A 24,203-nucleotide genomic window follows, 5' to 3' on the forward strand; every position below is an offset into this window, starting at 1 on the left:
ACCGACCATGACAGGCTTCATCGACACCTTCACGCTCGGCGGCCCCGGCCCCACGATCGCGATCAAGGACACGATCGACATCGCGGGCCATCCGACCCGCGCGGCGAGCCGCGCGCTCGCCGATGCACCGCCGGCCGCACAGCACGCGGACGTCGTCCGCCTGCTGCTCGACGCGGGCTGGCAGATCGCCGGCAAGGCGAACATGCACGAGCTCGCGTTCGGCATGACCGGCATCAACGACTACACGGGCACGCCCGTCAATCCGCAGGACGCGACGCGCATCCCGGGCGGCTCGTCGAGCGGTTCCGCTTCGCTCGTCGGGCTCGGCGCGGTCGACGCGGCGCTCGGCACCGATACCGGCGGCTCGATCCGCGGGCCGGCCGCCTGCTGCGGCGTGGCCGGGCTGAAGCCGACGTTCGGCCGCGTGTCGCGGCGCGGCGTCGCGCCGGCCGATACCACGCTCGATTGCGTCGGGCCGTTCGCCCGCGATATCCGCACGCTGGCCGCGGTGATGGCCGCGATCGCGCCGGGCTTCGATCGTGCGCGAGCGGCGGCCTCCGTGGCGGGCTGCACGATCGCGCAGATCCACGTCGAAGCCGATCCGGCGATCGCCGCCGCGCTCGATGCGGCCGTGCGCGCGTCGGGCCTGCGTTCGCACACGGTCGTGCTCGACGACATGCCGGCCGCATTCGCGGCCGGGCTCACCGTGATCAACGCGGAAACATCGCGCGCGTTCGGCCATCTCGTCGGAACCGGCAAGCTCGGTGCCGACCTCGATGCGCGGCTGCGCACGGCCGCGACGACGACACCCGCCGCCCTCGCGGAAGCCGAAGCCGTACGCGCACGCTTCACCGCACAGGTCGACGCCGCGCTCGAGCACGCGGACGTGCTCGTGCTGCCGACGCTGCCCGCGCTGCCGATCACGCTGCAGCAGGCGCGCGACGGTGTATCGGTGATCGCGATGTCGTCGCTGATCCGGCCGTTCAACCTGAGCGGCCACCCGGCGCTCAGCCTGCCGCTGCCGCTGGCCGGTTCGCCGCTGAAGGCCGGCCTGCAGATCGTCGGGCGCAAGGGCGCGGACGAGCGGGTCTGCGCGATCGCGGCACACTTCGAAGCGGCACTCGCCGCATGAACCACGATGCGGGCGCGGCTTCACCCCGCACGCGCTCGCGAACCAGGGAACTACGCACCATGTCAGACCGAGTCGTCCTCGTCACCGGCGCCGCGCGCGGGCTCGGCGCCGTCATCGCCGAACGTTTCCATGCGGCCGGCTATCGCGTCGCGCTCGCGGATATCGCCGCCGACGCCATTCACGCGCATGCGCGCGAACTCGACCCGAGCGGCGAACGCGCGATCGCGCTGCCGCTCGACGTCACGTCGAAACGCGATTTCGAAGCCGCGCGCGATGCGCTCGTCGCGCGCTGGGGCACGATCGACGTGCTCGTGAACAACGCGGGCGCATCGAAGGTCGTGCCTGCGATGGAGATCACGGCCGAGCAGTTCGACCAGGTGATCGACGTGAACCTGCGTAGCGTGCTGTTCGGCTGCCAGGTATTCGGCCAGTATTTCGCGGAACGTGGTACGGGCCGCATCGTCAACATCGCGTCGCTCGCCGGACAGAACGGCGGCTCGGCGACGGGCGCGCACTACGCGGCCGCGAAGGGCGGCACGCTGACGCTGACCAAGGTGTTCGCGCGCGATCTCGGCGCGCAAGGCGTGACCGTCAACGCGATCTCGCCGGGCCCGCTCGACCTGCCGATCGTGCATGAAAGCGTCGCGCCGGAGAAGCTGCGTCAGGTGCTCGCGAGCCTGCCGGGCGGCAAGCTCGGATCGGCCGGTTTCGTCGCGGATGCAGCCGTGCTGCTCGCGTCGGGCGACGCGCATTTCGCGAACGGCGCATGCTGGGACATCAACGGCGGGTTGTACATGCGCTGACCGGCGGCCCCCCTTCGATTGCGCGCGGCCGACCGGTGCCGCGCGCGGGACACGTGCTGGTGCTGGTGCTGGTGCTGGTGCTGGTGCTGGTGCTGGTGCTGGTGCTGGTGCTGAGCGGGTGCGCGTACGTCCGCGTGCCTGCGGCCCCCTATCGCGACGACTCCCCGTCGTCGCCCCACACGACCATCACGTCCCGCACGAGCGCGGCGATCGACGTCGCGCCGAGCTTCTCCTTGATGCTTGCACGGTGCACGTCGACGGTCTTCACGCTGATCGACAGATCCGACGCGATCTGCTTGCTGCCCTTGCCGTCCACCACGCCGCGCAGCACTTCCTTCTCGCGCGCGGTCAGCGCATCGAGCCGCTGACGCAACTCGCGGTGGCGCTGGCTGACCACATGCCGTTGCTGCGCGAGCCGCAGCGCGCGTTGCACGCGCTCGAGCATCTGCTGCGAGTTGTACGGCTTCTCGACGAAATCGATCGCGCCGTTCTGCAGCGCGCGCACGGACATCGGGATATCGCCGTGCCCGCTGACGAAGATCACCGGCAGCGTCGCGCCACGCGCGTTCAGTTCGGCCTGCACGTCGAAGCCGCTCTTCTCCGGCATGCGCACGTCGAGCACCAGGCAGGCGGGCAGGTTCACGTCGAAGCGCGCGAGAAACTCCGCGGCGTTCGCGAACCCTTCGGACGCGATGCCGACCGATTCGAGCAGCCAGGCGAGCGACGTCCGCATGCCGCTGTCGTCGTCGACGATGTATACGATCGGTGCGGGTGACGTCATCGCGGGTGTCTCACTGGATATCGGTATGGGTATCGCACGCGCCGCATAGGGGGCCGGTTGCCGGCACGTCGCGCGCGTCGTTCGCTGGGGGTGCGCGGCACATCATAACGAGCCGAAAACCCGCTGAAAACCCCTTCACGGGCCGCACGAACGTGCAATCGCGGTTTTTTTCGCACGCCGCGGCGCGCATCTAGGTAGAACCTTTAGACGCGTTGGCGAGAACGCCACCTCCATCGTCAATCGTGCGAATGGTCGTCCGCATTTTCGCGACGTACGCTTGGGTCATCGTCGGCGATCCGGCGCTGCACCGGCGGCGCCGCACGATCGCCGCCTTCGTCCACTCAGGAGCGCCCATGTCTTCCACGACCGATATCCAGCGACCGGCACGCGTCGAGCCGAGCGACGCGCAGAAGGCCTTCCGGCAAGCGATGGCCCACCTCGGCGCGGCCGTCAACGTGATCACCACCGCCGGGCCGCACGGCCGCTGCGGGATCACCGCCAGCGCCGTGTGCTCCGTCACCGACGCGCCGCCGACGCTGCTCGTGTGTCTGAACCGATCCAGCGCGATGCACGCGACGTTCGAACGCAATCGCCATGTCTGCATCAACGTGCTGCCGGCCGAACACGAACTGCTCGCACGGCACTTCGCCGGGCTCACCGACCTGCCGATGGAACAGCGCTTCGAACTGCCCGTGTGGGATCGCGGCGAGCAGGACGTGCCCGTGCTGCGCGACGCGCTCGCGAGCCTGCAGGGCACGATCGCCGACATGAAGGAAGTCGGCTCGCATTCGGTGATGTTCATCGAAGCGACGTCGATCCGCGTGCGCGACGACGGCGACAGCCTGATCTACTTCAGCCGCGCGTTTCATCGCGTGTCGCGCACGGCGTGCGTGCGGTGAAGGACGCGTGTCGCGCGTGATTACGCGGCAGCACGCAACGCGCGCTGCCCGGCCGCAAGCGCGGCACCCACGAACAGCGTCAGCGCCGAATACACGAGCCCGCGTGCGAGCCCCGCGCTGTCCGACACCCAGCCGATCGCGACCGGCCCGGCGATCTGCCCGAATGCAAAGACCGTCGTGAACGCGCTGATCCCCTTCGCCCAGCCGTCGGGCGGCAGGTTGTGGCGCACGAACGCCGTCGTCGATGCGACGGCCGACAGGAACGTCGCGCCGAACAGCACGCCCGACGCGAACGCGGCAACCGGATGCACGAACATCGCCGGCATCAGCGTCGCGATGCCGAGCAGCGCATTGAGCACGGCCAGCGCCTGGCCGCCGCGCATCCGGTCGAGCAACCGCGACCACAAGCGCGCCGATACGACGGTCGCGACGCCGAGCATCACGTAGAACGCGGAAACCACGGTGCCGCTCATCCCCGCGCCACGCAGCAGCGCGACGATGAACGTCATGTAGCCGATATAGCCGACGCCGAACAGGCCATAACCGGCCAGCGCGAGTGCGAAGCGGGCCGAGCTCGCGGTAGCGCTCGATGTCGCACCGTCGCGCGGCGCGGCCGGTGCCGCGTGCGCACGCTCGATGCGGCGCGCGGCCGACACGGCCACCGCCGAGAACAGCACGCACGCAACCGCGAGCGCGAACCAGGCCGGCTGCCAGCCGTGCACGCCATGCGTGAGCGTCGCCGGCACGAGCAGCGACGACGCGACGATGCCCCACCCCGTGCCGCCATAGTAGAGGCCGAGCAGCAAGCCCGCATCGCGCGGCGACGCCGACGCGAGCCGTGCGGCCAGCACGCCGCCGCTGATGAAGATCAGTGCGCTGCCGACGCCGGTCGCGAGCCGCTGCACGAGCAGCGCATGCATGCCCGATGTGAGCCCGCACGCGGCCATCAGCAACGCGGTCAGCGCACACCCGGCCGCCAGCAGCGTGCCCGCGCGCCAGCGCCGCGACAGCAAAGGAAACGCCAACGCACCGATCAGGTAGCCGGCCGCGTTCGCCGTGTTCAGCGCGCCGGCCTGCGCGAACGTCCAGCCGAGATCGGTCTTCATCGGCGGCAGCAGCAGCGCATACGAAAAGCGCGCGAGGCCGAGCGCGATCGCGCTGCCGAGCGACAGGCCGATCGCGAGCCGCCACGCGGCCATGCGATCGGGATCACGGTCCGCGGGGTGGCGGGTCGCGCCGGTGTCCAGCTGCGACGGGCCGGCATGCTCCGGTTGCGGCGCTGCGCGCATCGAGTGTCTCCTGTGTCGTTCGAAGCCGGGGCAAGTCGTCACGGCGGCACCCGCGTTGCGCGCGCGCCGATCCCGACTGTCTGTAAAGGCTTCCGATTCTGTCGACCGATCATACTTGAGCCGTCACGGGCCGGCAGGCGGCAAGCATGGGAGAACGGCCGCCGCTTGCGTACGCTACCGCCGCAATCCGGCCACGAAGGCCGTGAACAATGCGCGCCCCTCCGGCCACTCCGCCAATCCCGCTGCCGCATTCAGGTGGCCGCGCGGGCCGAGCAGCAGCGGCGTCGCGCCACGCTCGCTCGCCCATGCGATGCCGTGCCCGGACGGGTCGTACCCGTCATCCGAACTGGCGATCGCGAGCACCGGCAAGCCGCCGAAATCGCCGCCCGGCACCTTCGCGAACGCACTGGCCGCAGCCGGAAAACGCGGGCCGCCCGGATCGGGCACCGCAACGAGCCATGCACCGCGCACGACGCGCGCCGACGCCGCACGCCAGTGCGCGAACAGCAGGCAACCCAGCGAATGACAGATCAACACCGGCGGCACCGCGGCTTGCGCGACGGCTTCATCCAGCGCGGCCATCCAGTCACGCAGGTCGGGGGCATCCCATGACGCAGGCGCCATGCGGATCGCGCCGGGAAGCGCGGCCTCCCAGTGGCTCTGCCAATGATCCGGTCCCGAGTTGCCGATTCCCGGCACGATCACGATCGTTTGGTCCGTCTCCATCTCCGTCTCCATGAACAGGCGAGCTCGCAGTCTGGCTTGCCGGAAACCGGCCGGGAATGGCAAATCATCGGATATTGAGACAATATGCCGATGAATTAACGGAGCGGGAAAGCGGACATGTCGAACGGAGAACTCGATCGCCTGGATCTTTCGATCCTCGAGGCGCTACAGGAAAACGCACGGATGCCGCTGTCCGAAGTGGGCCGGCGCATCGGGCTGTCGCAGCCTGCCACGTCGGAGCGCGTCAAGCGGCTGGAAGAACGCGGCATCATCGCGGGCTACGGCGCGCGAATCGACCCGGCCGCGCTCGGGTTGGGGATGACGGCCATCATCCGGCTGAAGACGACGCACGAACACATCAAGCCTGCGCTGCGCGCGTTCGCCGAGATGCCGCACGTGATCGAGGTCCACCGGATGACCGGCGAGGATTGCTTTTTGCTGAAGGTCCTGGTGCCGACACCGGGACAACTGGAAACCATCATCGACGCGATCGCCCGTTTCGGCGCGGTCACGACGTCGCTGGTGCTTCGGTCCGAGCCGGTCAAACCGCTCGGCAAGGCACTGCTCGGCTGAAACAGGCATCGAATCGAGTCGCTGACTCGCCCCCGCCGACCGGCGACGCGTTCGCGCGCATGGCCGCCGCGAACGACGTCGATCGCCATCGATCGATGGCGATCGAATTCCCGATGAAAAATCGCCGAACGCAATGCGTCGATTCAGATTCAGGTCATTAAAAAAATGACATTGAATCCGTCATTCGCTTTATCCGTGATTTACCGCGCGCGACTCGTCAATCCCCCTTGTTTAGCATGACGAGGCTAAAAACCTTGCAACGCATTGCATTCGTAAATTCGTCAGACTAATATCAACGCCACTCATCCGGCATTCACGAAATGCCTGATGAGGAGTGGCAACTTTTTAGCCGCGCATTCATGTTGAAACGCTCATGTTCATCACAGGAGAATTGACATGCAGGACACCCAGCAGATCGAGTTGCTTGACTGGATGAAGGAAGACACGCACCCCGAGGCCGTCGACATGATGGTCGAGGACGCCGTGGTGCCGTTCGGCACCGCGCTCTGGCCGGTCTGAGCGGGCCACCCGTTCTCGCGGAAGGGCCGCGGCCCTTCCGCCGTTTCCGGAGACACGCATGCTGAACCTGCACCGCGCACTCGGCTTCCACCCCGCGCTGCGCGACAAGCTCGCGCGCGGCGAATCGGGAAAACTGCTGGTCGGCCACGACACCCGCAACCGCGACATCGCGTTGCGCGCATTTGCCGCCCTGCCCGATTCGTTCGACGCCACGACCCTCTGCCTCGAAAGCACCCCGCCCGCCGACATCGCCGCCGCGCTCGATGAAGCCGACCTGTTCGTACTGCTGTACGACTCGTCGTGCCTGCCGACACCGTCGCCGAGCGGCCCGCCGTTCCTCGCCGCGATCCGCCCCGCGATCGTCGAGCACTGGAGCAAGTCGGTTTTATTCAAGGATTACGGCCCGCATCTCGACGAGGCGTTCGCCGAATCGCTCGACGACATCGCGGCACGCAACGGCCGGCTGATCGACGCGGCCGCGCGCGCATCGCAGATCCGCTTCATCGACGAAGCCGGCAACACGCTGACGGGCTCGCTCGCACCGGACCAGAAATGGACGAGCGTGGACGGGATGGGCAACCTCGACGTCGTGCCCGGCGAGATCGCGACGCACGTCACCGATCTCAACGGCACGGTCGTCTTCAGCGGCACGTTTCTCGGCACCGTGCCGTTCGCGATCAAGTACAAGGTGGCCGAGCGGCTCGCGACGCTGCAGGTCGAGAACAGCACGATCGTCGGCTTCGAGACCGACGACACGGGTTTCCGGCGCGATTTCTCGGCCTACCTCGACCGGCACGCGAACCACCGGCGGATCGAGGAATTCGGCATCGGCACGAACCTCGGCATTCGCGGGCTGTACGGCCGCAACGCGGGGTTCGAGGAACGTCATCCGGGCCTGCACCTCGGGCTCGGCGGCGGCGAAAACGGCAGCCACCATCTCGACCTGATCTTCGCGCGCGGCACGCTCGCGCTCGACGACAGGATCGTGTTCGACGGCGCGTTCGCCGTCTGATTCGGCAGTTGCGCGCTCAGGCTCCGGCGGCAGGTGTGCCGCCGAGCCACTTGAACATCACGAGGCAATCGACGAACCCGAGCCGCGCGTGACGATAGGCGCGCGGCAGGCGGCCGACGATTTCAAATCCCAGCTTCTGCCACAGCGCGACGGCCACCTCGTTCGTCGCGACCACCGAGTTGAACTGCATCGCGAGGAAACCGCGTTCGCGCGCAACCTGCTGCGAGTGCTCGCACATCAGGCGCGCGACGCCACGGCCGCGCGCGGCCTCGCTCACCATGTAGCCGCAATTGCACACGTGATTGCCGGGGCCGGCCGCGTTCGCCTTCAGGTAGTACGAGCCGAGGACCACGCCGTCCTCTTCGGCGATCCACGTGCAGAGCGGCGCATCGAGCCACAGCGCGCGCGCCGCTTCGGGCGTCGAATCGGGATCGAATGCATAGGTTTCCTGAGCAGCGACGATGGCGCGATAGGTCGGCCAGAAGCGCGGGAAATCGTCGTTGGTCATCGGGCGAATCGTGATCATGCGGGTTCTCTCGTGATTGGAATGTCGGCAGGAACGCCAACGATCGTACCGTGATTCAGGAACGACCGCTGTCCCGTTGCGCCGCGCTGCGATACGCGCCCGGCGGCACGCCGTACCAGCGCTTGAATGCCTGCGAGAAACTCGACAGGTCGCTGAAGCCGAGCCGCTCGGCCACCTCCGCGAGCGACAGGCGCGCGTCGCCGAGCAGCGTCTCGGCCATCGCGCCGCGCGCCTGCGCGAGCAGCGCCCGGAACGTCGTGCCCTCCTCCTGCAGCCGGCGCTTGAGCGTGCGCGGGCTCGTGTTCATCAGCCGCGCCATGTCCTCGAGCGAGAACGGCGCGGGGCCGGGCGTCGCGCCCAGGTACTGACGCACCATCTCCGACGTGCCCACGCGCGCGCGCCGCGCTTCGAGCAGCTGGCCGCACATCTGCTCGCACATCGACACCGTCAGCGGATTCGCGTGCGGCAGCAGCCGGTCGAGCAACACGCGGTCGAATGCGAGGCTGTTCGCGCGCGCCGAAAAAGCCGGCTCGACGCCGGCGATGCACGGCACCGGTACGGACGGTGCGCGCGTCGCCTGCACCGTGAAGCGCGACAACGCGAATGCGTCGCCGCCGATTTCCTGCAGCAGCACGGCCGCTGCGGTCATGTCGCGCTCGACGAGGAACCGGCTCAGCGCGCCATCGAGTTCCGGCGCGCCGAAATTGAGCACGCACGTGCTGTCCTCCTCGCGGTACGTGATCACGGTGAACGCGTAGGTGAGCGGCAGGAAGCGCATCGCCAGCGCGAGCGCGTCGCGCGCGGTCGCGCTCGCGATCAGCCCGTAGCCCCACACGCCGTACGCGGAGAAGTGGTAGCGCAGGCCGACCTCGAACCCGAGGCCCGGCGTGCGCCCGAGCGCGCGCAGCAGGTTGCCGGTCAACCGCAGCTCCTGCGCGGCCGTCACCTCGACCTTCGGATCGTCGAGCTGCGCGTTGGCGAGCCCCGTGCCGGCCAGCAGCGTCGCGTGCGGCACGCCGCGTTCGTCGCCGAAATCGACCAGCAGCCGGGCGCTGGCCGGACTCCGGGTGAAATCCCAGAAGCTCATGCGGAGAAACCCTCGAAGCGCCGATTTGGCCCAAATACTAAAACAATTGTCCCGAAGCAGCATTGGTGTTTTCCCATGCGGCCAGCACCATCGGCGTCATCCAGTCGTCGCCCGAACGACGCCATCGCCCTCCGGAGGAGACACCATGCGACACAGTCGCCCGACCGATCCCGCCGCCCGCTTCGCACGCCGGCGTACCGCGTTCGCCCGAGCCCCTGCCCCTGCCCCTGCTCCGCTGCTCGCGATCCGTCCGCCGCACGCCGGCCGCCTGGGCGCGCTGCCGCGCCCTGCCTGATCCATCGACCATCAAAGGATGCATCCATGAGCAAGACATTCGACTACATCGTCGTCGGCGGCGGTTCGGGCGGCTGCGTCGTCGCCGGGCGGCTGACCGAGGACCCGGCCGTGACCGTCTGCGTGCTCGAGGCCGGCGGCCGCGGCGACGGCACGCTCGTCAACGTGCCGACCGGCGCGGTCGCGATGATGCCGACCCGCATCAACAACTGGGCCTTCGACACGGTGCCGCAGCCGGGCCTCGGCGGGCGCATCGGCTACCAGCCGCGCGGCAAGGCGCTGGGCGGTTCGTCGGCCATCAACGCGATGGTCTACATTCGCGGCCATCGCGTCGACTACGACGGCTGGGCCGCGCTCGGCAACGAAGGCTGGGCCTACGACGACGTGCTGCCGTACTTCCGCCTGAGCGAGCACAACGAGCGCTTCGACGATGCGTGGCACGGCCGCGACGGCCCGCTGTGGGTGAGCGACCTGCGCACCGGCAACCCGTTCCATGCGCGCTACCTGGAGGCCGCGCGCCAGGCCGGCCTGCCGCTCACCGACGATTTCAACGGCGCGCAGCAGGAAGGCATCGGCATCTACCAGGTCACGCAGAAGCACGGCGAACGGTGGAGTGCGGCGCGCGCGTACCTCTTGCCGCACATCGGCCGGCGCGACAACCTGACGGTCGAGACGCACGCACAAGTCCTGCGCATCCTGTTCGACGGCACGCGCGCGACCGGCGTCGAAGTCCGGCAGCATGGCGAGGTCCGCACACTGCGCGCACGGCGTGAAGTCGTGCTTGCGGCCGGCGCGCTGCAGACGCCGCAGCTGCTGATGCTGTCGGGCGTCGGCCCCGGCCGCGAGCTCCAGCAACGGGGCATCGCGGTGCACGCCGACCTGCCCGGCGTCGGCCGCAACCTGCAGGACCATCCGGATTTCATCTTCGGCTACCGCACGCGCAGCGTCGATACGATGGGCGTATCCGCGCGCGGCGGCTTGCGCATGCTGCGCGAGCTCGCGCGTTTTCGCCGCGAACGGCGCGGCATGCTGACCTCGAATTTCGCGGAAGGCGGCGGCTTCCTGAAGACCCGCGCTGGCCTCGACGCACCGGACATCCAGCTGCACTTCGTCGTCGCGCTCGTCGACGATCACGCGCGCAAGCTGCACGCCGGCCACGGGCTGTCGTGCCACGTGTGCCTGCTGCGGCCGCGCAGCCGCGGCTCGGTCACGCTCGACAGCGCCGATCCGCTCGCGGCGCCGCGCATCGATCCCGCGTTCTTCGCCGATCCGCGCGACCTCGACGACATGGTCGCGGGCTTCCGGCTCACACGCCGGCTGATGGAAGCGCCTGCGCTCGCCGGCTGGACCACGCGCGACCTGTTCACCGCGAACGTCGACACCGACGATGAAATCCGCGACGTGCTGCGGCGGCGCACCGACACCGTGTATCACCCGGTCGGCACGTGCCGAATGGGGCACGACGCGCTCGCCGTCGTCGATCCGCAACTGCGCGTGCACGGCCTGCAGGGGCTGCGCATCGTCGATGCGTCGGTCATGCCGACGCTCATCGGCGGCAACACCAATGCGCCGACGATCATGATCGCCGAGAAAGCCGTCGACCTGATCCGCGGCGTGTGCCGCACGCCCGTTCGGCAGCAGCACGAAACCGTCAGGATAACGACGGATACCGACACCATGCCTGCCTCGCGCGCCGCGCACGAAACCGTCCAGCCGGAGGAAACCCGCCATGTCGTCGCGTGACGCTGCCCACCTGACCGACTCCGTCGCACCGCTCGCGGCGATCATCATCGGCGCCGGCTTCGCCGGCATCGGCATGGCGATCGCGCTGCAACGTGCGGGCGTCCACGATTTCGCGATCGTCGAACGCTCGCACGACGTCGGCGGCGTGTGGCGCGACAACAGCTACCCGGGCGCCGCCTGCGACGTGCCCTCGCACCTGTACTCGTTTTCGTTCGAGCCGAATCCGGCCTGGTCGCGCGTGTTCGCACCGCAGCCCGAAATCCATGCGTACCTGCAGCATTGCGCGCGCAAGTACGGCCTCGCGCGCTACCTGCGCTTGGGCGCCGAAGTCGCGCATGCGCGTTACGACGAAGCCGCTGCGCTGTGGCGCGTCACGCTCGCCGACGGCACCGCGCTGTGCGCCGCCGTGCTCGTCAGCGGCACCGGGCAGTTGAGCCGCCCCGCGATGCCCGACCTGCCCGGCATCGACACGTTCCACGGCCGCGCGTTCCACTCCGCGCACTGGGATCACGACTATTCGCTCGCCGGCAAGCGCGTGGCGGTGGTCGGCACCGGTGCGTCGGCGATCCAGTTCGTCCCGGCGATCGCCGGCGACGTGCAGCGCCTGACCGTATTCCAGCGTTCGCCGGCCTACGTGATGCCGCGCCCCGACCGCGCGTACCGCCCGTGGGAGAAGGCGCTGTTCCGCAAGCTTCCGTGGGCGATGAAGCTGCATCGCGCATCGATCTACCTGCGCTACGAATCGCGCGCGATTGCGTTCACGCGCCTGCACACGTTGATGAAGGTCGCGGTCGGCCGGCCGTTCCGCAAGCTGCTCGCGCGCGACGTGCCGGACCCCGCGTTGCGCGCGCGGCTCACGCCCGACTACCCGATCGGCTGCAAGCGCATCCTGCTGTCGAGCGACTACCTCGCCGCGATGAGCCGCGACAACGTCGAGCTCGTCACGCAGCGGATCCGGCGCGTCACGGAGAGCGGAATCGAGACCGTCGACGGCGTGCACCATCCGGTCGATGCCATCGTCTACGGCACCGGGTTCGCGGCGACCGAGTTCCTGTCGCCGATGCGCATCACGGGCCGCGACGGGCTCGACCTGAACGACGCGTGGCGGCGCGGCGCGCAGGCGTATCTCGGGCTCACCGTGCCCGGCTTTCCGAACTTCTTCATGCTGTACGGCCCGAACACCAATCTCGGCCACAACTCGATCGTCTACATGCTCGAAAGCCAGATCGCGCACGTGATGCGCTGCCTGAGCGCGATGCGGCGCGACGGCGCGCGCGAGATCGACATCGACGCGCGCCGCTACCGGCGCTTCAACGCGCACGTGCAGCAGCGGCTCGAAGGTTCGGTGTGGAACAGTTGCAAGAGCTGGTACGTCGATGCGTCGGGACACAACAGCACGAACTGGCCGGGCTTCACGCTGACCTACCGGTGGATCACCCGCTTCACCGGGATGTCCGCTTACCGCTTCACGCATCCGTTGCCCGAATCGGCCGCCCCGACGCGCGACGTGGTGGTCGCGCCGCCCGCCGGCCGGCTGGAGGCGCTCACGGCCGCATCGCTGCGCGGCTTCCTGCGCGTGGCGTTCCGGCCGCTGATCGGGCCGCCGTTCGGCGCACGCATGCAACGCCGCGTCGTCGCGCTGCTGTCGCAGCTGATGCCCGGCACCGGCGGCACGCTGCGCTACCGTACCCACGCGCACCGCGTGCCGGTCGAAGTGGTCGCGCCGAAACGCGGCGACACCGGCGGCGCGATCCTCTATCTGCACGGCGGCGCATTCTGCCTCGGCGGGCCGCATACGCATCGCGGAGTGACGACGCGGCTCGCGAACGAGGCCGGCCTGCCGGTGTGGGTGCCCGATTACCGGCTGGCCCCCGAGCATCCGAGCCCGGCCGCGCTCGACGATGCGCTGGCCGTCTACGACGCGATGCGCGCGCAGGGTCACGCTGCGCACCGGATCGCGATCGCGGGCGATTCGGCCGGCGGCGCACTGGCGCTGGCACTGGCCATCGCACTGCGTGAGCGCGGCGAGCCGGCCGCCGCCGCGCTCCTGCTGATCTCGCCCGTGACCGATCCCGCGCTCGGCGGCGCGACGCTGGCTTCGCGCCGCCACGACGATCCGATGATCCGCCGCGGCTGGCTCGAACAGGGGCTGCGCTGGTATCACGGCGTCGGTTCGGTGGCGGCCCGCGGCCCGCTCGACACCGACCTGCGCGGCCTGCCGCCGATGCTCGTCCAGGCCGGCGACCAGGAAGTGCTGCTGTCGGATGCGCAGCGGCTGGCCAGTCATGCGCAGGCGTGCGGCGTGCCGTGCCGGCTGGAGATTCATGCGGCGCGCTGGCACGTGTTTCATCTGCAGGCGTTTTACCTGCGGTCGGCGCGGGACGCGTTGCGGACGCTCGCGGGGTTTGCCGCCGAACGCGTGGCGGTGACAGCGTGACGATGAAGCGGGCGCGCGTCGCGCGTGAGGCCGTGGTCCGCGGCGGCCCCGGGCGGGCGCACGGCGCATGCGTCGTCACCGGGCCCGCTTGCCACGAAGCGACGCCGTCTTGCGAAATCCGGCTGTTTATTTTTTTCTGTCGCATGCGGCCGTCATGATCTCCCGCAAGCCCTGGCGCGCCGCCGGGGCTCCCCACCCTCGCGGAGACATCATGAAAAGAAGGCACACCCTCAACACGCTTGCGCTGCTCTGTTGCGTCGGCATCCAGTGCGCGACCTCGGCGTTCGCCGACGAGCCGAAGAAGGTGGCGTTCGTCGACACGGGCAACACCGGGCGCAGCGTGATGGCCGAAGCAATCGCCGGCCAGTTGATCGCGCAGCGCCACGCGCACATCGCGGTGATTTCGCGCGCGGTCGACGAAGATCCGTACGATGAAAAGCCCGAAGAAAACGGCGTGATCCTGATGAAGCGCCGCGGCATCGACACGTCCGCGCACCGTTCGGTGCAGTTGAACGCAAACGACGTCAAGCATTCCGACGTGATCCTGACGATGACCGACAAGCACAAGGAGAAGGTGCTCGCGCTGTATCCGTCGGCCGCCGGCAAGGTGTTCACGCTTGCCGAATATGCGTCCGGAAAGCACGTCGACGTGCCCGACGCGTGGGGCAAGCCGATCGACTTCTACGAATCGGTGACCACGCAGCTCGACACGTATATCCCCGCCGCGCTCGACAAGGTCGCGACGGCCGCACCGGCGAAGCAGTAAGGCACGAAGGCCTGTCGGCTCGCACGGCGCGCGATGCGCCGGCGCCGACAGGCTTGCCCTTCCCGTCATTCCCTCCAGCCCCGCCTCCCACCGCGCGTGCCCGTCATCGGGCCGCCGACCTTGGCCATTCGGCCGAATCGTCACCGTATGCACCGGATGAAAGAATGATCGTCGTCCGGGAAGCCGGTTTCGCTGCCTGAAATCCGGCACCTCGACGATGCCGCATGCACTGCAACTGCCGCGCATGCGGCGTTGTGTGTGGTCCCGGCGCGCCAATGCGCGTACGCCCCTGCGCGCACCACCCGGCAGCTCGCACGGCCACCTCCATTTCCATCCACCATTTTTGTAGCTTATAAGTTACAATGCTCTCCAAGTTCGAACTTCTTCGCTACCAGCGCGACGATGGTCGCGAGCCCTTCACCGAATGGTTGAACGCCGTGCGCGACAAGCTTGCACAGGCCCGGATTCGCGAACGCCTGCGCCGCGTGCAGACAGGCAACTTCGGCGATTGCGAGCCTGTCGGCGAAGGCGTGATCGAACTGCGCGTCCACGTCGGCGCCGGCTATCGCGTGTATTTCGGGCGGTACGGCGGCGCACTGGTGCTGTTGCTGTCAGGCGGCGACAAGCGCAGTCAACCCGACGACATCCGGCGCGCAAAGGAACACTGGTCGAACTGGAAACGGAGGCAAACATGACCCAGCTCAAAGGTGCGGTATCGCACCACGACGCGGAAGTCGCCGAACTCGGCGCCGACCGCGAACTCGCGGTGGCCTACCTGCGCGTCGCGATGGAGTCGCTCGACGATCCCGACAACCGCGCGGCCGGCCTGCTCGCGCTGCGCACCGTCGCGGAAGCGTACGGCGGGCTCGGCGCCGTCGCGGCCGAAGCCGGCATCAGCCGCGAATCGCTGTATCGCACGCTGTCCCCCAACGGCAACCCGACGCTGAAAACGCTGCTCGCGGTGCTCAAGACCGTCGGCTTGCGCCTGTCCGTCGTCCCTGCGCAGCCGGCGCACGCGTAAGCGGCGCACCGCCCGCTCACGGCCTGACCATCCACACCAGCAGCATCTCGGCCGGCGCGGCCGCCATCCCCGCCGGCGGATGCTCGATCGTCGGCTCGACCGCCAGCGCCTTCGCAATCGACGCCGCATCGTCGATCGTCGTCGAGCGCACGATCGTCATCAGCCGCGCCGGCCGATGCAGCGTCTCGCGATACAGCGCGCCGTACCACAGCGGCCGCATGCCGAGCGCGTCCTGCAACACGTACGGATAACGCCACAGCCGCAGCACGAGGCGGCTTTCCGGCTGGCCCGGATCGACGCGGACGAACACGCGGCGCGTGCTTTCGCCGTGCGTGTAACGCGGCAGCACCGGCAGCGCCTCGGGCGGCGCCTGCGGCAACAGCCAGCGCAGCGCGGTGGCCGGCGACCACGGCGTCGCGCGCTGCCAGCCGGCCTGCGCGAGATGCCGGTCGAGCGTGTCCGACGTCGCGCTCCATTGCAGCGGCAGATATTCCTCGCGGTCGCCGCCGATCTCGGTGCGCCGCACCGGCACGCGCTGCCACCCGCCGCGCAGCCACTGGTCGACGGTCATCGCGACCACGTCGCCGACATGCGGGCGCGCCGCGCGGTCGAGCTGCCATTGCGCGGGAACCGTCCATACGCCGGCCGTCGCGAGCACCACGGTCACCGCGACGAGCGCGCCCCTCGGCTGCACATGCTCGCGCACGCGCCAGTACGCATAGGCGCCGGCCAGCAACGCGAACCAGGCCAGCCCAAGGCTCCAGCCGCCCAGCAGGCCCGACAGCCACGTGTCGCCGACATACAGCCGCGCGAAGCCGCCGAGCACGATCCACAGCACCACTGCCGTCACGACCGGGATTCGCCACAGCGCGGGCCGGTCGCGCGTCAGCACCCAGCCGAGGCCGCTGCTCGCGAGAATCGCGAACGCGGCGTCGGCATCGGGCAGCGGCACGTGCAGCGCACCGGGCGGCAGGCTCGCGGGCGTCGCGCCGGGCACGCCCGCGCCGAACGCCGGCACGAGCACGACGGCGACGCCGACCGTCACGAGCCACCACGCGGCGGTCAGCCAGCAGCGATGGATCATCAGCCAGACGAGAAACGCGGCCGCGACGATCAGCCCCGTATCGTGCCCGTGCAGCACGGCAAGCGCGCGCATCGCGGCGTCCACCGGCGGCGTGCGCAGGTTCTGCAGGAACGCATACAGCGCAATGTCCGCGTGCATCAGCGGATCGTTCGCGACGACATCCTGCACGAGGCCCGCGAACAACCACACGCAGCCGACGAACAGCAGCGCGAGCACGGGCACCGCGCCCGGCAGGCCGCGTACATAGGCGATCGCGTCGTGCAGCCGCGCGCCGAACCGCGGCCAGCGGCGCGCGCATGCGTGCACCCCTTCGACGAGCGCACGACGCAACAGCGGCCAACCGCGCCGCAGCGCGACGCGCACGCCGATCCACACGAGCGCGACCAGCGCCGCGACGACCAGCAGGATCACGGCGACCCGTACGCTGATCGCCGCGGCCAGCGCGGCCGACGCCCCGAACAGGATGCCCGGTGCGACGTGCACGGGCGCCCAGATGAGCGCGGAGACGACGTTGACCGGATAGAACGACCGGCGCGGCAGCGTCGCGCAGCCGACGACCACCGGCACGACCGCGCGCACCGGCGCGATAAAACGCGCGAGCACGATGCTCTTCATGCCATGGCGCAGCACGAACTCCTCGCCGCGCCCGTAGACAGCCGCATAGCCGAAGCGCGCCCACGCGTTGCGGATCACCCCGCGGTAGTGCCGCCCGAGCTCGTAGCTGATCCCGTCGCCGATCACGGCGCCGAGTGCCGCGACACCGATCGTCGTCCAGCCGTCGAGCGCGCCCGCACCGATCAGTGCACCGGCCGCGAACATCACGGCGCCGGCCGGCACGACCGTGCCGATCAGCGCGATCGCCTCGGCGCACGCAGTCACGAACACGATCGCGAGCACGAGCAGCGGATGCGCACCGATCGCGCCGATCCACGCGTGGATCGTGTCGCTCATTGCGCGCTCCATGGCGAAGCGACCCGGCGTGCGAACACCGGGCCGGCGATGGCATGGGGAACGTTCATCGGGCGGTGCGCGCGGTCGCGCCGGTGTGACGGATCAGTCGAACTCGTGCTGCCGCGCATCGGCCTCGAGCGGCGCGTCGTGGTAGCCGACCGTCGCGATCTCCTGCAGATAGCGCGCGAGAAACGCACCGATCGATCCGGCGGCCTCGTACTGATGCACGTGGCGAAATTCGTGGGTCAGCAGGCGGCGCGTGTCCTGCCCGCGCAGCACGTACACCGCGTGACCGAGCGTGAGTCCGATCGTCCCCGGCGACAGCAGCCCCGTGTCGCGGGCGATCGCGGCCAGCGTCGGCGTCTCGGGAAACGGCATGCGCTCGACGATCACCACGCGGATCCGTTCCGGCTGCGCGACACCCACCGTGCGCGCGTCGTCGGCTTGCGCCGGCGTCAGCGGCGCACCCTGCGCGATCCCGCGCGCCGCCTCCGCTTCGGCCCATGCGACGGCGGCGGGCAGTGCGGACGGCAGGATTTCGGCAAGGTCGATCATCGTGGGGCTCCTCGGGTGGTGTAGTGGCATCGGGCACCAGTTTAGTCCCGAATCCGGACGGTTCGCGGGACGGTTCGCGACGCGCCGCGCCGCCCTGTTCCGGCCGCCGCGATTACCCGGGAATACCCTGATTCTCGCCCGCGCCGCCGCGTACTTTTTCCCGATGATTATTTCGTTTCAGTACCCATTCCCCGATCTCCTGTCTCGAAAATTTCCCGGATGTGTATCGTTTTCGGATTCGGCGGAATATATTGATCAGAAGAACGGCCGCGGCGATCACCCGACAGCAGTGCGCGGCGTCATCCCGAAGAGGATCGCTAGATGATCAGGGTAATTCTGGCTGACGATCACGCAGTCATGCGGGACGGACTGCGTCACATCCTGGAAACGGCCGGCGGTTTCGAAATCGTCGGCGAGGCGAGCGACGGCTCGGCCACGCTCGCGCTGGTCGAGCGCGGCGCCGCCGACGTGCTGCTGCTCGACCTGTCGATGCCCGCGCCGACCGGCATCGAGCTGATCCGCCTGGTGAAACACCACGCACCGTCGCTGCGCACGCTCGTGCTGACGATGCACGCGGAGGCGCAATACGCGGCGCGCGCGTTCAAGGCCGGCGCAACCGGCTACCTGACCAAGGACAGCGCGACCGCCGAGCTCGTGGAGGCGGTGGGCAAGGTCGCGGCGGGCGGCGTCTACGTGAGCCCGTCGGCAGCCGAGAGCCTCGCGCTCACGCTGCGCGCGCCGGTCGTGGCGCTGCCGCACGAACGGCTGTCCGCGCGCGAGCTCGACGTGATGCGCCGCATCGTCGCGGGCCAGACTGTCACGCAGATCGCGACCGAACTCGCACTGAGCGCGAAGACGGTCAGCACGTACAAGACACGGATCCTCGAGAAGATGGAACTGCCGCACGAAGCCGCGCTGGTCCGCTACGCGGTGCGCCACGACCTCGACCCCGGCAGCGACGCATGACGACTGCCTTCCACTTCCCGCCTTCACCGTCGGACGACGACAACCCGGACGCGTCGCGCCTGTTCATGTCGTCGCTGCCGCCGGGCCGGCGTGAACGGCGGCTCGCGCTCGCGACCGTGCTCGTGTCCGCCGTGATCTTCGCCGCGCTTGCGCCGTTCGCGGGCAGGCCGCTTGCGCCGGGCTGGGCGTTCATCCCCGTGTACCAGTCGGCGATCGTCGTCAACGACATGGTGACGGCCGGCCTGCTGCTCGGCCAGTACGCGATCCTGCGCGAGAAGCCGCTGCTCGTGCTCGCCGGCGGCTACCTGTTCACGGGCTTCATGGCCGGCACCCACATGCTGACCTTTCCCGGGCTGTTCGCACCGACCGGCCTGCTCGGCGCCGGCGACCAGACCACCGCCTGGCTTTACCTGTTCTGGCACGGCGGCTTTCCGCTGGCGGTCGCCGCGTATGCCCTGCTGCGCGCGGCAGCGCCTGCCGCGGGGCCAATCGCGGCTGCGCAGCGCCGCGCGGCGATTCCCGTGGTGCTGTGCATCGCGGCCTCGCTCGGCGCGACGGCCGCACTCGCACTGCTCGCGACGGCCGGCCACGACCTGCTGCCGCGCATCATGAACGGCAACCGGATGGCCGCGACGATGACGAACGCGATCACGATCGTCTGGGGGCTGAACCTGGTGGCGCTGATGCTGATGTGGCAGCGGCGGCGGCGTCATTCCGTGCTCGACCTGTGGGTGATGACGGTGCTCGTCGCGTGGCTGTTCGACATCGCGCTGTCGTCGATGCTGAACCACGGGCGCTACGATCTCGGCTTCTACGCGGGGCGCGCGTATGGCCTCATCGCGTCCGGCGTCGTGCTGTTCGCGATGCTGTTCGAAAACGGCCGGCTGCATGCGCAGACGGTGCGTGCGCTGGCCGGCGCGCGCTACCAGCATCTGCTCGTCGTGCAGAAGAGCGCGCAATTGAACGATGCGAACGAACGGCTCGAACAGCGCGTCGCCGCGCGCACCGCGCAACTGAGCGCGTCGAACCGCGACCTGCGGCGCGAAGTCGAGGAACGTGTGCGTGCCGAGCGGGCGCTGCAGGCGTCACGCGAGGAGCTGCGCGAGATCGCCGCGATCAGCGCGAGCGCACGCGAAGCCGAGCAGCGCCGCATCGCACGCGAGCTGCACGACGAACTCGCGCAGACACTCGCGGCGCTGAAGAACGATCTCGAATGGCTGATCGACCGCGTGCCGCAGGACGATGCGCTGCTGGCGCGCAAGATCGCGGCGATGCATACGCTCGCGCGCGGTGCGGTGGCCGCGACGCGGCGCATCGCGTCCGATCTGCGCCCGCTGATGCTGGATGACCTCGGTTTCGCCGCGGCCATGCAATGGCTCGTGGAGGATTTCCGGCACCGTCACGGGATTGCGTGCTCGCTGCACGTCGAGCCGCCCGAGCTGCAACTCGACGAGCCTTACGCGACGGCGGTGTTCCGCATCGCCCAGGAAGCGCTCGCGAACGTCGCGCGGCACGCGGCCGCGTCGCATGCGAACGTCGAACTCGTGCGGGCGAACCATGCGATCGAGCTGACGATTCGCGACGACGGCGCGGGATTCGATCCCGGCGTGCCGCGCAAGTCGGGATCGTTCGGGCTGGTCGGGTTACGCGAGCGCGCGTATCTGGTCGGCGGCACGCTGCGGATCGCGACGACGCTCGGCGAAGGCACGACGGTCGAGGTGGAGATTCCGTTGACGCCTACGCCTGTTGCGGTCGTGCACGGCGGGGATGGGGGTTCGCGGATCGATCGCTGATCGAGGCGGCAATATCGGCGAATGCCGGTTGCCGCGTCGATCACGCGTCAGTGGTAATCATCTTCCCGTTGATGTCGTACGGCTAGAATCGTGACTTGCTCGGCCGCTTCAATCTCGAACAGCAGGACATAGCCCGACGTGCCGAAAGACACGATCAGCTCACGTAGAAACGGATTTCCATCGTCGATCTTGCGGCATGTGAACGGAAACATTCGGAGCATGGCGACACCTTGTTCGATCGCGTCCGCAGCCCGCGCCGCTGCATCGATATCACGTTCGAGCAGGTATCGATACATCCGTACCAGATCCTCACGGGCCGCACGTGTATATCGGACCCGATAGATCAATCAGCCGCCTTCGCTGCTCTCGCAGCCTTCAGCATGCCCTCGAGTTCGGCCTGCACGTCGGCGGCATCGACGTATTCACCGGTACGACGCGCCTCGTCGCGCGATGCAAGGCCACGGGTGACAAACTCGCGCTGCAGTCGGCGACGCGCAATACCATCGCGCAGCGCCGACTCCATGAACGCAGACAACGTCTCGTTTTCCTCGAGGACCGACTCTGCCGCCTCCCGCAATTGCGGATCGACACGCAGCGCCGGCATGGTCGCGGTTTTCATCGCACACTCCGTGTATTACATATGTAATGCATGGTAGCACACCCGCTTTTTCGGGGGCAGTCGGCCATTCGGCCTGACCAACGTATCCGGGACCACAATCCGGCCGCGCCGCCTCACACCCGCGCCGCCACCATCCCCCGCTCGGAGCGCGTCCACGCGACCAGCGCACCGATCCCGAGCAGCGCGAGACACACGATCGGCACGATCATCGGCCCGAACGCGGTGCCCGTCACCTTGCCGGCAAACGGCATCAGGTTCTGGCTGAAGAAGCCGCCGAGGTTGCCGATCGAGTTGATCGCGGCGACGCTCGCCGCCGCCCGCGCGCCGGTGAAGTAACGCGGCGGCATCGACCAGAAGCACGGATACAGCAGCGGAATGCATGCGCCGCCGAGCACCAGTGCGATGAAGCGCAGCGGCGTCGACGGCAGCACGAGGCTCAGCAGAAAGCCGAGCGCGCCGAGCGCCGCGACGATCGCGATCGTGCGCAGGATGCTCTTCGCGCGGCGCAGCTTCGCCGGCAGCCACAACAGCAGCAGCACCGCGAGCGCCCACGGCAGCATGCTCAGGAAGCCGTTCGTGCTGCTCGACACGCCGAACGATTTCACGAGCGTCGGCAGCCAGTACGTCACGCCGTACAGCGACGTCGACATCAGCATGTAGGTCGCCGCGAACAGCATCACGCGCGGATCGAGCAATGCCCTCCACGGCTGGCCGTGCTCGGCCTGAGCGGGCTTCTCGCGTTCGAGCGCGGCCTCGACGATCTGCTTCTCGCGCTCGTCCAGGAAACGGGCATCGCGCACCGAGGCGGGCAGCACGCGGAACACGACGATCGCGACGATCACCGCCGGGATGCCCGTCGCCACGAACACCCACTGCCAGCCCGCGAGCCCCCACACGCCGTTCAGGCTCAGCAACACACCGCCGACCAGCGAGCCGAGCATGTTCGCGAGCGCGCTGCCGAGCGTGAAGATGCCGAGCACCTTCGCGCGATAGCTCTGCGGAAACCACAACGTCAGGTAGTAGATCACGCCCGGATAGAAGCCGGCCTCGGCGATGCCGAGCACGAAGCGCAGCGTGCAGAACGCGGGCATCGACGTCGTGAAGCCCATCAGCACGGTAATGAGGCCCCACGTCAGCATGATCCGCGCGAGCCATACGCGTGCGCCGTAGCGATGCAGCGCGAGCGTGCTCGGCACCTCGAACAGCAGGTAGCCGATGAAGAACAGCGACGACGCGAGCCCGAACGCGGCTTCCGTCATCCCGAGGCTGTGCACCATCTGCAGCTTCGCGAAGCCGACGTTCTGCCGGTCGATGAACGCGATCAGGAACATCACGACGAGGATGGGCAGCAGGCGCCGCGCCATCTTCGACATGATGCACTGTTCTTCGGCGGTCGCGGGGTCCAGGGTGTCGGTAGCGTTCACTTCAGGCTCCTTGCGTGAATCGGTTGCATATCGGTTGCATATCGGTTGCATATCGGTTGCAAATCGGTTGAATCGGCGCCGTGCGCGACGATCGCGCGGGTGCGGGGTGGGTCGATGAAAGGAAGCGGCGGCATCAACGCGACCGGTAGTCGTCGAGCATCGGCGCGAACATCTCGTGCCATGCGCGCGGCTTCGCCTTGATCGTGCCGGCGAGATACAGGAATTCGACGTAGTCCATCAGCTGGTTCGGCAGCACCGAGAAGCGCGTGTCGGACGCGGCGAGCATCTGCATCACGTCGTCGTGCGACACGCCGACGCCCGACGAGGCCGCATAGAGCGCGGCCGCCGCGCGCGGGTCCTGCGCGATCAGGCGGTTCGCTTCGTCTAGCGCGCCAAGAAACGCCGAGGCCAGCGCCGGCTCCGTATCGACGAGCCGCTTCGGCGCGAATACGACGTCGAGCGTCAGCGGGCCGAGCACGTCGACCGAATTCACGACACGGTGAATGCCCGGCTGCCGCAGCTCGAGCGTCGAGAACGGCGGCGACGTGAAGTGCGCGGTGACGCCGTTCTCGCGGCGGATCAGCGCCTGCATCGCCTGCGGATGCGGCAGGTTCACGGTGATCGAATCGAGCCGCGCAAAATGCGCGGGCCCGAGCTGCCGGCTCGCGACCATCTGCAGCACCACCGCCGACAGCGACGTGCGGATGCCGGGCACCGCGATCCGGTCGGACGGCGTGAAGTCGCGCAGCGACACGAGGCCCGGCCGGTTGGCGTTCAGCGACAGCGACGTGGTAGACAGCCCGCTGATGCCGATCACCTCGACGTTCGGAATGCCGCGCGCCCGTGCCCACAGCTCGATGAAACCCGGCGCGCCGGCACCTGCGAAATCGAGCGTGCCGGCCATCATCGCGTCGTTGACGGAATTGCCGCCGTCGAGCAGCACCCAGTCGACCGCGACGTCGCGCACGCCGTGGCGCGCCGCATGCCGCTCGAACAGCCGCTGCTTCTCCATCACGAGCAGCGGCAGGTACAGCACGCCATAACCTTTCGAGATCCGGACCGTGCGCGCCTTTGCGTGCACGAGCGACGGCGCGGCCAGCACGCCGAGCCCGGCGGCGATCAGCGCGCGGCGGCGCGGCGACGTCGTCATGCGCATGCCGCCGTGCGACGGACGGCAAACGGCCGCGCGAAGGCCCGCGTCGC

General features: G+C 68.9%; 24 protein-coding genes. 13 read left to right on the plus strand and 11 right to left on the minus strand.

Features of this window, described 5'->3' with window-relative positions:
• Window positions 1-7: 7 nt before the first annotated feature.
• Both HAV18_RS08410 and HAV18_RS08415 read left to right on the plus strand, forming a co-directional pair.
• Complete coding sequence (locus tag HAV18_RS08410; protein WP_166954651.1) at window positions 8-1,132, plus strand: amidase; 1,125 nt, start codon at window positions 8-10, stop codon at window positions 1,130-1,132.
• A gap of 59 nt (window positions 1,133-1,191) precedes the next feature.
• On the plus strand, window positions 1,192-1,935 hold the full coding sequence (locus HAV18_RS08415; RefSeq protein ID WP_166954652.1) for an SDR family NAD(P)-dependent oxidoreductase: 744 nt from the start codon (window positions 1,192-1,194) through the stop codon (window positions 1,933-1,935).
• Window positions 1,936-2,083: 148 nt separating this feature from the next.
• Here the strand turns inward: HAV18_RS08415 and HAV18_RS08425 are convergent, their stop codons facing one another.
• Window positions 2,084-2,716 carry a response regulator transcription factor gene (locus tag HAV18_RS08425; protein WP_166954654.1) on the minus strand — a complete coding sequence of 211 codons (633 nt, stop codon included), beginning with the start codon at window positions 2,714-2,716 and terminating at the stop codon, window positions 2,084-2,086.
• Between the two features lie 353 nt (window positions 2,717-3,069).
• On the opposite strand from HAV18_RS08425, the gene hpaC reads away from it, so the two are divergent.
• Entirely contained in the window at window positions 3,070-3,615 is a 546-nt protein-coding gene (hpaC, locus tag HAV18_RS08430) for a 4-hydroxyphenylacetate 3-monooxygenase, reductase component (protein WP_166954656.1), read from the plus strand.
• 20 nt (window positions 3,616-3,635) lie between these two features.
• On the opposite strand, the gene HAV18_RS08435 is transcribed toward hpaC, so the two are convergent.
• Entirely contained in the window at window positions 3,636-4,904 is a 1,269-nt protein-coding gene (locus HAV18_RS08435; RefSeq protein WP_166954658.1) for a YbfB/YjiJ family MFS transporter, read from the minus strand.
• 174 nt (window positions 4,905-5,078) lie between these two features.
• Window positions 5,079-5,630: an RBBP9/YdeN family alpha/beta hydrolase gene (locus HAV18_RS08440; protein WP_407062411.1), complete on the minus strand. Its 552-nt coding sequence runs from the start codon at window positions 5,628-5,630 to the stop codon at window positions 5,079-5,081.
• A 117-nt stretch (window positions 5,631-5,747) separates the two neighbouring features.
• Here HAV18_RS08440 and HAV18_RS08445 point away from each other — a divergent pair, with 117 nt between their 5' ends.
• From HAV18_RS08445 to HAV18_RS08450, 3 genes are all read left to right on the plus strand, one after another.
• Window positions 5,748-6,203, plus strand: a complete 456-nt coding sequence (locus HAV18_RS08445; RefSeq protein WP_166954662.1) for an Lrp/AsnC family transcriptional regulator — start codon at window positions 5,748-5,750, stop codon at window positions 6,201-6,203.
• Between the two features lie 396 nt (window positions 6,204-6,599).
• Window positions 6,600-6,722 carry a hypothetical protein gene (locus HAV18_RS40160; protein WP_279573903.1) on the plus strand — a complete coding sequence of 41 codons (123 nt, stop codon included), beginning with the start codon at window positions 6,600-6,602 and terminating at the stop codon, window positions 6,720-6,722.
• A 58-nt stretch (window positions 6,723-6,780) separates the two neighbouring features.
• On the plus strand, window positions 6,781-7,734 hold the full coding sequence (locus tag HAV18_RS08450; RefSeq protein WP_166954664.1) for a leucyl aminopeptidase: 954 nt from the start codon (window positions 6,781-6,783) through the stop codon (window positions 7,732-7,734).
• A gap of 16 nt (window positions 7,735-7,750) precedes the next feature.
• Here the strand turns inward: HAV18_RS08450 and HAV18_RS08455 are convergent, their stop codons facing one another.
• Entirely contained in the window at window positions 7,751-8,260 is a 510-nt protein-coding gene (locus tag HAV18_RS08455; RefSeq protein WP_166954666.1) for a GNAT family N-acetyltransferase, read from the minus strand.
• Window positions 8,261-8,315: 55 nt separating this feature from the next.
• Complete coding sequence (locus HAV18_RS08460) at window positions 8,316-9,347, minus strand: AraC family transcriptional regulator (protein WP_166954668.1); 1,032 nt, start codon at window positions 9,345-9,347, stop codon at window positions 8,316-8,318.
• A 321-nt stretch (window positions 9,348-9,668) separates the two neighbouring features.
• Here HAV18_RS08460 and HAV18_RS08465 point away from each other — a divergent pair, with 321 nt between their 5' ends.
• The 5 genes from HAV18_RS08465 (at window position 9,669) to HAV18_RS08485 (ending at window position 15,608) form a co-directional block, all read left to right on the plus strand.
• Entirely contained in the window at window positions 9,669-11,384 is a 1,716-nt protein-coding gene (locus HAV18_RS08465) for a GMC family oxidoreductase (protein WP_166954670.1), read from the plus strand.
• Window positions 11,371-13,821, plus strand: a complete 2,451-nt coding sequence (locus tag HAV18_RS08470; protein WP_166954672.1) for an alpha/beta hydrolase fold domain-containing protein — start codon at window positions 11,371-11,373, stop codon at window positions 13,819-13,821. The genes HAV18_RS08465 and HAV18_RS08470 overlap by 14 nt, the downstream gene beginning before the upstream one ends.
• Window positions 13,822-14,032: 211 nt before the next feature.
• Complete coding sequence (locus HAV18_RS08475; protein WP_166954674.1) at window positions 14,033-14,587, plus strand: protein tyrosine phosphatase; 555 nt, start codon at window positions 14,033-14,035, stop codon at window positions 14,585-14,587.
• 362 nt (window positions 14,588-14,949) lie between these two features.
• Window positions 14,950-15,282, plus strand: coding sequence for a type II toxin-antitoxin system RelE/ParE family toxin (locus HAV18_RS08480; RefSeq protein WP_166954676.1), 333 nt, complete (start codon window positions 14,950-14,952; stop codon window positions 15,280-15,282).
• On the plus strand, window positions 15,279-15,608 hold the full coding sequence (locus tag HAV18_RS08485; protein WP_166954678.1) for a DNA-binding protein: 330 nt from the start codon (window positions 15,279-15,281) through the stop codon (window positions 15,606-15,608). The genes HAV18_RS08480 and HAV18_RS08485 overlap by 4 nt, the downstream gene beginning before the upstream one ends.
• A gap of 16 nt (window positions 15,609-15,624) precedes the next feature.
• Here the strand turns inward: HAV18_RS08485 and HAV18_RS08490 are convergent, their stop codons facing one another.
• Window positions 15,625-17,643, minus strand: a complete 2,019-nt coding sequence (locus HAV18_RS08490; RefSeq protein WP_166954679.1) for an LssY C-terminal domain-containing protein — start codon at window positions 17,641-17,643, stop codon at window positions 15,625-15,627.
• 102 nt (window positions 17,644-17,745) lie between these two features.
• On the minus strand, window positions 17,746-18,198 hold the full coding sequence (locus HAV18_RS08495) for a hypothetical protein (RefSeq protein WP_166954680.1): 453 nt from the start codon (window positions 18,196-18,198) through the stop codon (window positions 17,746-17,748).
• 321 nt (window positions 18,199-18,519) lie between these two features.
• On the opposite strand from HAV18_RS08495, the gene HAV18_RS08500 reads away from it, so the two are divergent.
• Both HAV18_RS08500 and HAV18_RS08505 read left to right on the plus strand, forming a co-directional pair.
• The gene (locus HAV18_RS08500; protein ID WP_166954681.1) at window positions 18,520-19,164 is read left to right on the plus strand and encodes a response regulator transcription factor; all 645 of its coding nucleotides are present in this window, start codon (window positions 18,520-18,522) and stop codon (window positions 19,162-19,164) included.
• Complete coding sequence (locus HAV18_RS08505) at window positions 19,161-20,957, plus strand: sensor histidine kinase (RefSeq protein ID WP_166954682.1); 1,797 nt, start codon at window positions 19,161-19,163, stop codon at window positions 20,955-20,957. The genes HAV18_RS08500 and HAV18_RS08505 overlap by 4 nt, the downstream gene beginning before the upstream one ends.
• 47 nt (window positions 20,958-21,004) lie before the next feature.
• Here the strand turns inward: HAV18_RS08505 and HAV18_RS08510 are convergent, their stop codons facing one another.
• The 4 genes from HAV18_RS08510 to HAV18_RS08525 all read right to left on the minus strand — a co-directional run bounded on the left by HAV18_RS08510 (window position 21,005) and on the right by HAV18_RS08525 (window position 24,150).
• Complete coding sequence (locus tag HAV18_RS08510) at window positions 21,005-21,304, minus strand: type II toxin-antitoxin system RelE/ParE family toxin (protein ID WP_081062380.1); 300 nt, start codon at window positions 21,302-21,304, stop codon at window positions 21,005-21,007.
• Window positions 21,301-21,576 carry a YlcI/YnfO family protein gene (locus HAV18_RS08515; protein ID WP_111939050.1) on the minus strand — a complete coding sequence of 92 codons (276 nt, stop codon included), beginning with the start codon at window positions 21,574-21,576 and terminating at the stop codon, window positions 21,301-21,303. Before HAV18_RS08515 ends, HAV18_RS08510 begins: the two co-directional genes overlap by 4 nt.
• Window positions 21,577-21,689: 113 nt before the next feature.
• Window positions 21,690-23,000 (minus strand): MFS transporter, encoded by a 1,311-nt coding sequence (locus HAV18_RS08520; RefSeq protein WP_166954683.1) that lies wholly within the window; start codon window positions 22,998-23,000, stop codon window positions 21,690-21,692.
• A 133-nt stretch (window positions 23,001-23,133) separates the two neighbouring features.
• Window positions 23,134-24,150 carry an ABC transporter substrate-binding protein gene (locus HAV18_RS08525; RefSeq protein WP_166954684.1) on the minus strand — a complete coding sequence of 339 codons (1,017 nt, stop codon included), beginning with the start codon at window positions 24,148-24,150 and terminating at the stop codon, window positions 23,134-23,136.
• Between the last annotated feature and the right edge of the window lie 53 nt (window positions 24,151-24,203).

Origin of the sequence: Burkholderia sp. D-99 (genome assembly GCF_011605345.1) — a bacterium.
In the GTDB taxonomy this organism is placed as follows: domain Bacteria; phylum Pseudomonadota; class Gammaproteobacteria; order Burkholderiales; family Burkholderiaceae; genus Burkholderia.

What these genes read in the sequence shown, in the direction of transcription:
- HAV18_RS08445 (WP_166954662.1), top strand. Translation starts at nt 5,748, where the DNA reads ATGTCGAACGGAGAACTCGATCGCCTGGATCTTTCGATCCTCGAGGCG.
- HAV18_RS08415 (WP_166954652.1), top strand. Translation starts at nt 1,192, where the DNA reads ATGTCAGACCGAGTCGTCCTCGTCACCGGCGCCGCGCGCGGGCTCGGC.
- HAV18_RS08425 (WP_166954654.1), bottom strand. Translation starts at nt 2,716, where the DNA reads ATGACGTCACCCGCACCGATCGTATACATCGTCGACGACGACAGCGGC.
- HAV18_RS08500 (WP_166954681.1), top strand. Translation starts at nt 18,520, where the DNA reads ATGATCAGGGTAATTCTGGCTGACGATCACGCAGTCATGCGGGACGGA.
- HAV18_RS40160 (WP_279573903.1), top strand. Translation starts at nt 6,600, where the DNA reads ATGCAGGACACCCAGCAGATCGAGTTGCTTGACTGGATGAAGGAAGAC.
- HAV18_RS08410 (WP_166954651.1), top strand. Translation starts at nt 8, where the DNA reads ATGACAGGCTTCATCGACACCTTCACGCTCGGCGGCCCCGGCCCCACG.
- HAV18_RS08475 (WP_166954674.1), top strand. Translation starts at nt 14,033, where the DNA reads ATGAAAAGAAGGCACACCCTCAACACGCTTGCGCTGCTCTGTTGCGTC.
- HAV18_RS08435 (WP_166954658.1), bottom strand. Translation starts at nt 4,904, where the DNA reads ATGCGCGCAGCGCCGCAACCGGAGCATGCCGGCCCGTCGCAGCTGGAC.
- HAV18_RS08450 (WP_166954664.1), top strand. Translation starts at nt 6,781, where the DNA reads ATGCTGAACCTGCACCGCGCACTCGGCTTCCACCCCGCGCTGCGCGAC.
- HAV18_RS08455 (WP_166954666.1), bottom strand. Translation starts at nt 8,260, where the DNA reads ATGATCACGATTCGCCCGATGACCAACGACGATTTCCCGCGCTTCTGG.
- HAV18_RS08490 (WP_166954679.1), bottom strand. Translation starts at nt 17,643, where the DNA reads ATGAGCGACACGATCCACGCGTGGATCGGCGCGATCGGTGCGCATCCG.
- HAV18_RS08480 (WP_166954676.1), top strand. Translation starts at nt 14,950, where the DNA reads ATGCTCTCCAAGTTCGAACTTCTTCGCTACCAGCGCGACGATGGTCGC.
- HAV18_RS08465 (WP_166954670.1), top strand. Translation starts at nt 9,669, where the DNA reads ATGAGCAAGACATTCGACTACATCGTCGTCGGCGGCGGTTCGGGCGGC.
- hpaC (WP_166954656.1), top strand. Translation starts at nt 3,070, where the DNA reads ATGTCTTCCACGACCGATATCCAGCGACCGGCACGCGTCGAGCCGAGC.
- HAV18_RS08460 (WP_166954668.1), bottom strand. Translation starts at nt 9,347, where the DNA reads ATGAGCTTCTGGGATTTCACCCGGAGTCCGGCCAGCGCCCGGCTGCTG.
- HAV18_RS08470 (WP_166954672.1), top strand. Translation starts at nt 11,371, where the DNA reads ATGTCGTCGCGTGACGCTGCCCACCTGACCGACTCCGTCGCACCGCTC.
- HAV18_RS08440 (WP_407062411.1), bottom strand. Translation starts at nt 5,630, where the DNA reads ATGGAGACGGACCAAACGATCGTGATCGTGCCGGGAATCGGCAACTCG.
- HAV18_RS08515 (WP_111939050.1), bottom strand. Translation starts at nt 21,576, where the DNA reads ATGAAAACCGCGACCATGCCGGCGCTGCGTGTCGATCCGCAATTGCGG.
- HAV18_RS08495 (WP_166954680.1), bottom strand. Translation starts at nt 18,198, where the DNA reads ATGATCGACCTTGCCGAAATCCTGCCGTCCGCACTGCCCGCCGCCGTC.
- HAV18_RS08505 (WP_166954682.1), top strand. Translation starts at nt 19,161, where the DNA reads ATGACGACTGCCTTCCACTTCCCGCCTTCACCGTCGGACGACGACAAC.
- HAV18_RS08485 (WP_166954678.1), top strand. Translation starts at nt 15,279, where the DNA reads ATGACCCAGCTCAAAGGTGCGGTATCGCACCACGACGCGGAAGTCGCC.
- HAV18_RS08525 (WP_166954684.1), bottom strand. Translation starts at nt 24,150, where the DNA reads ATGACGACGTCGCCGCGCCGCCGCGCGCTGATCGCCGCCGGGCTCGGC.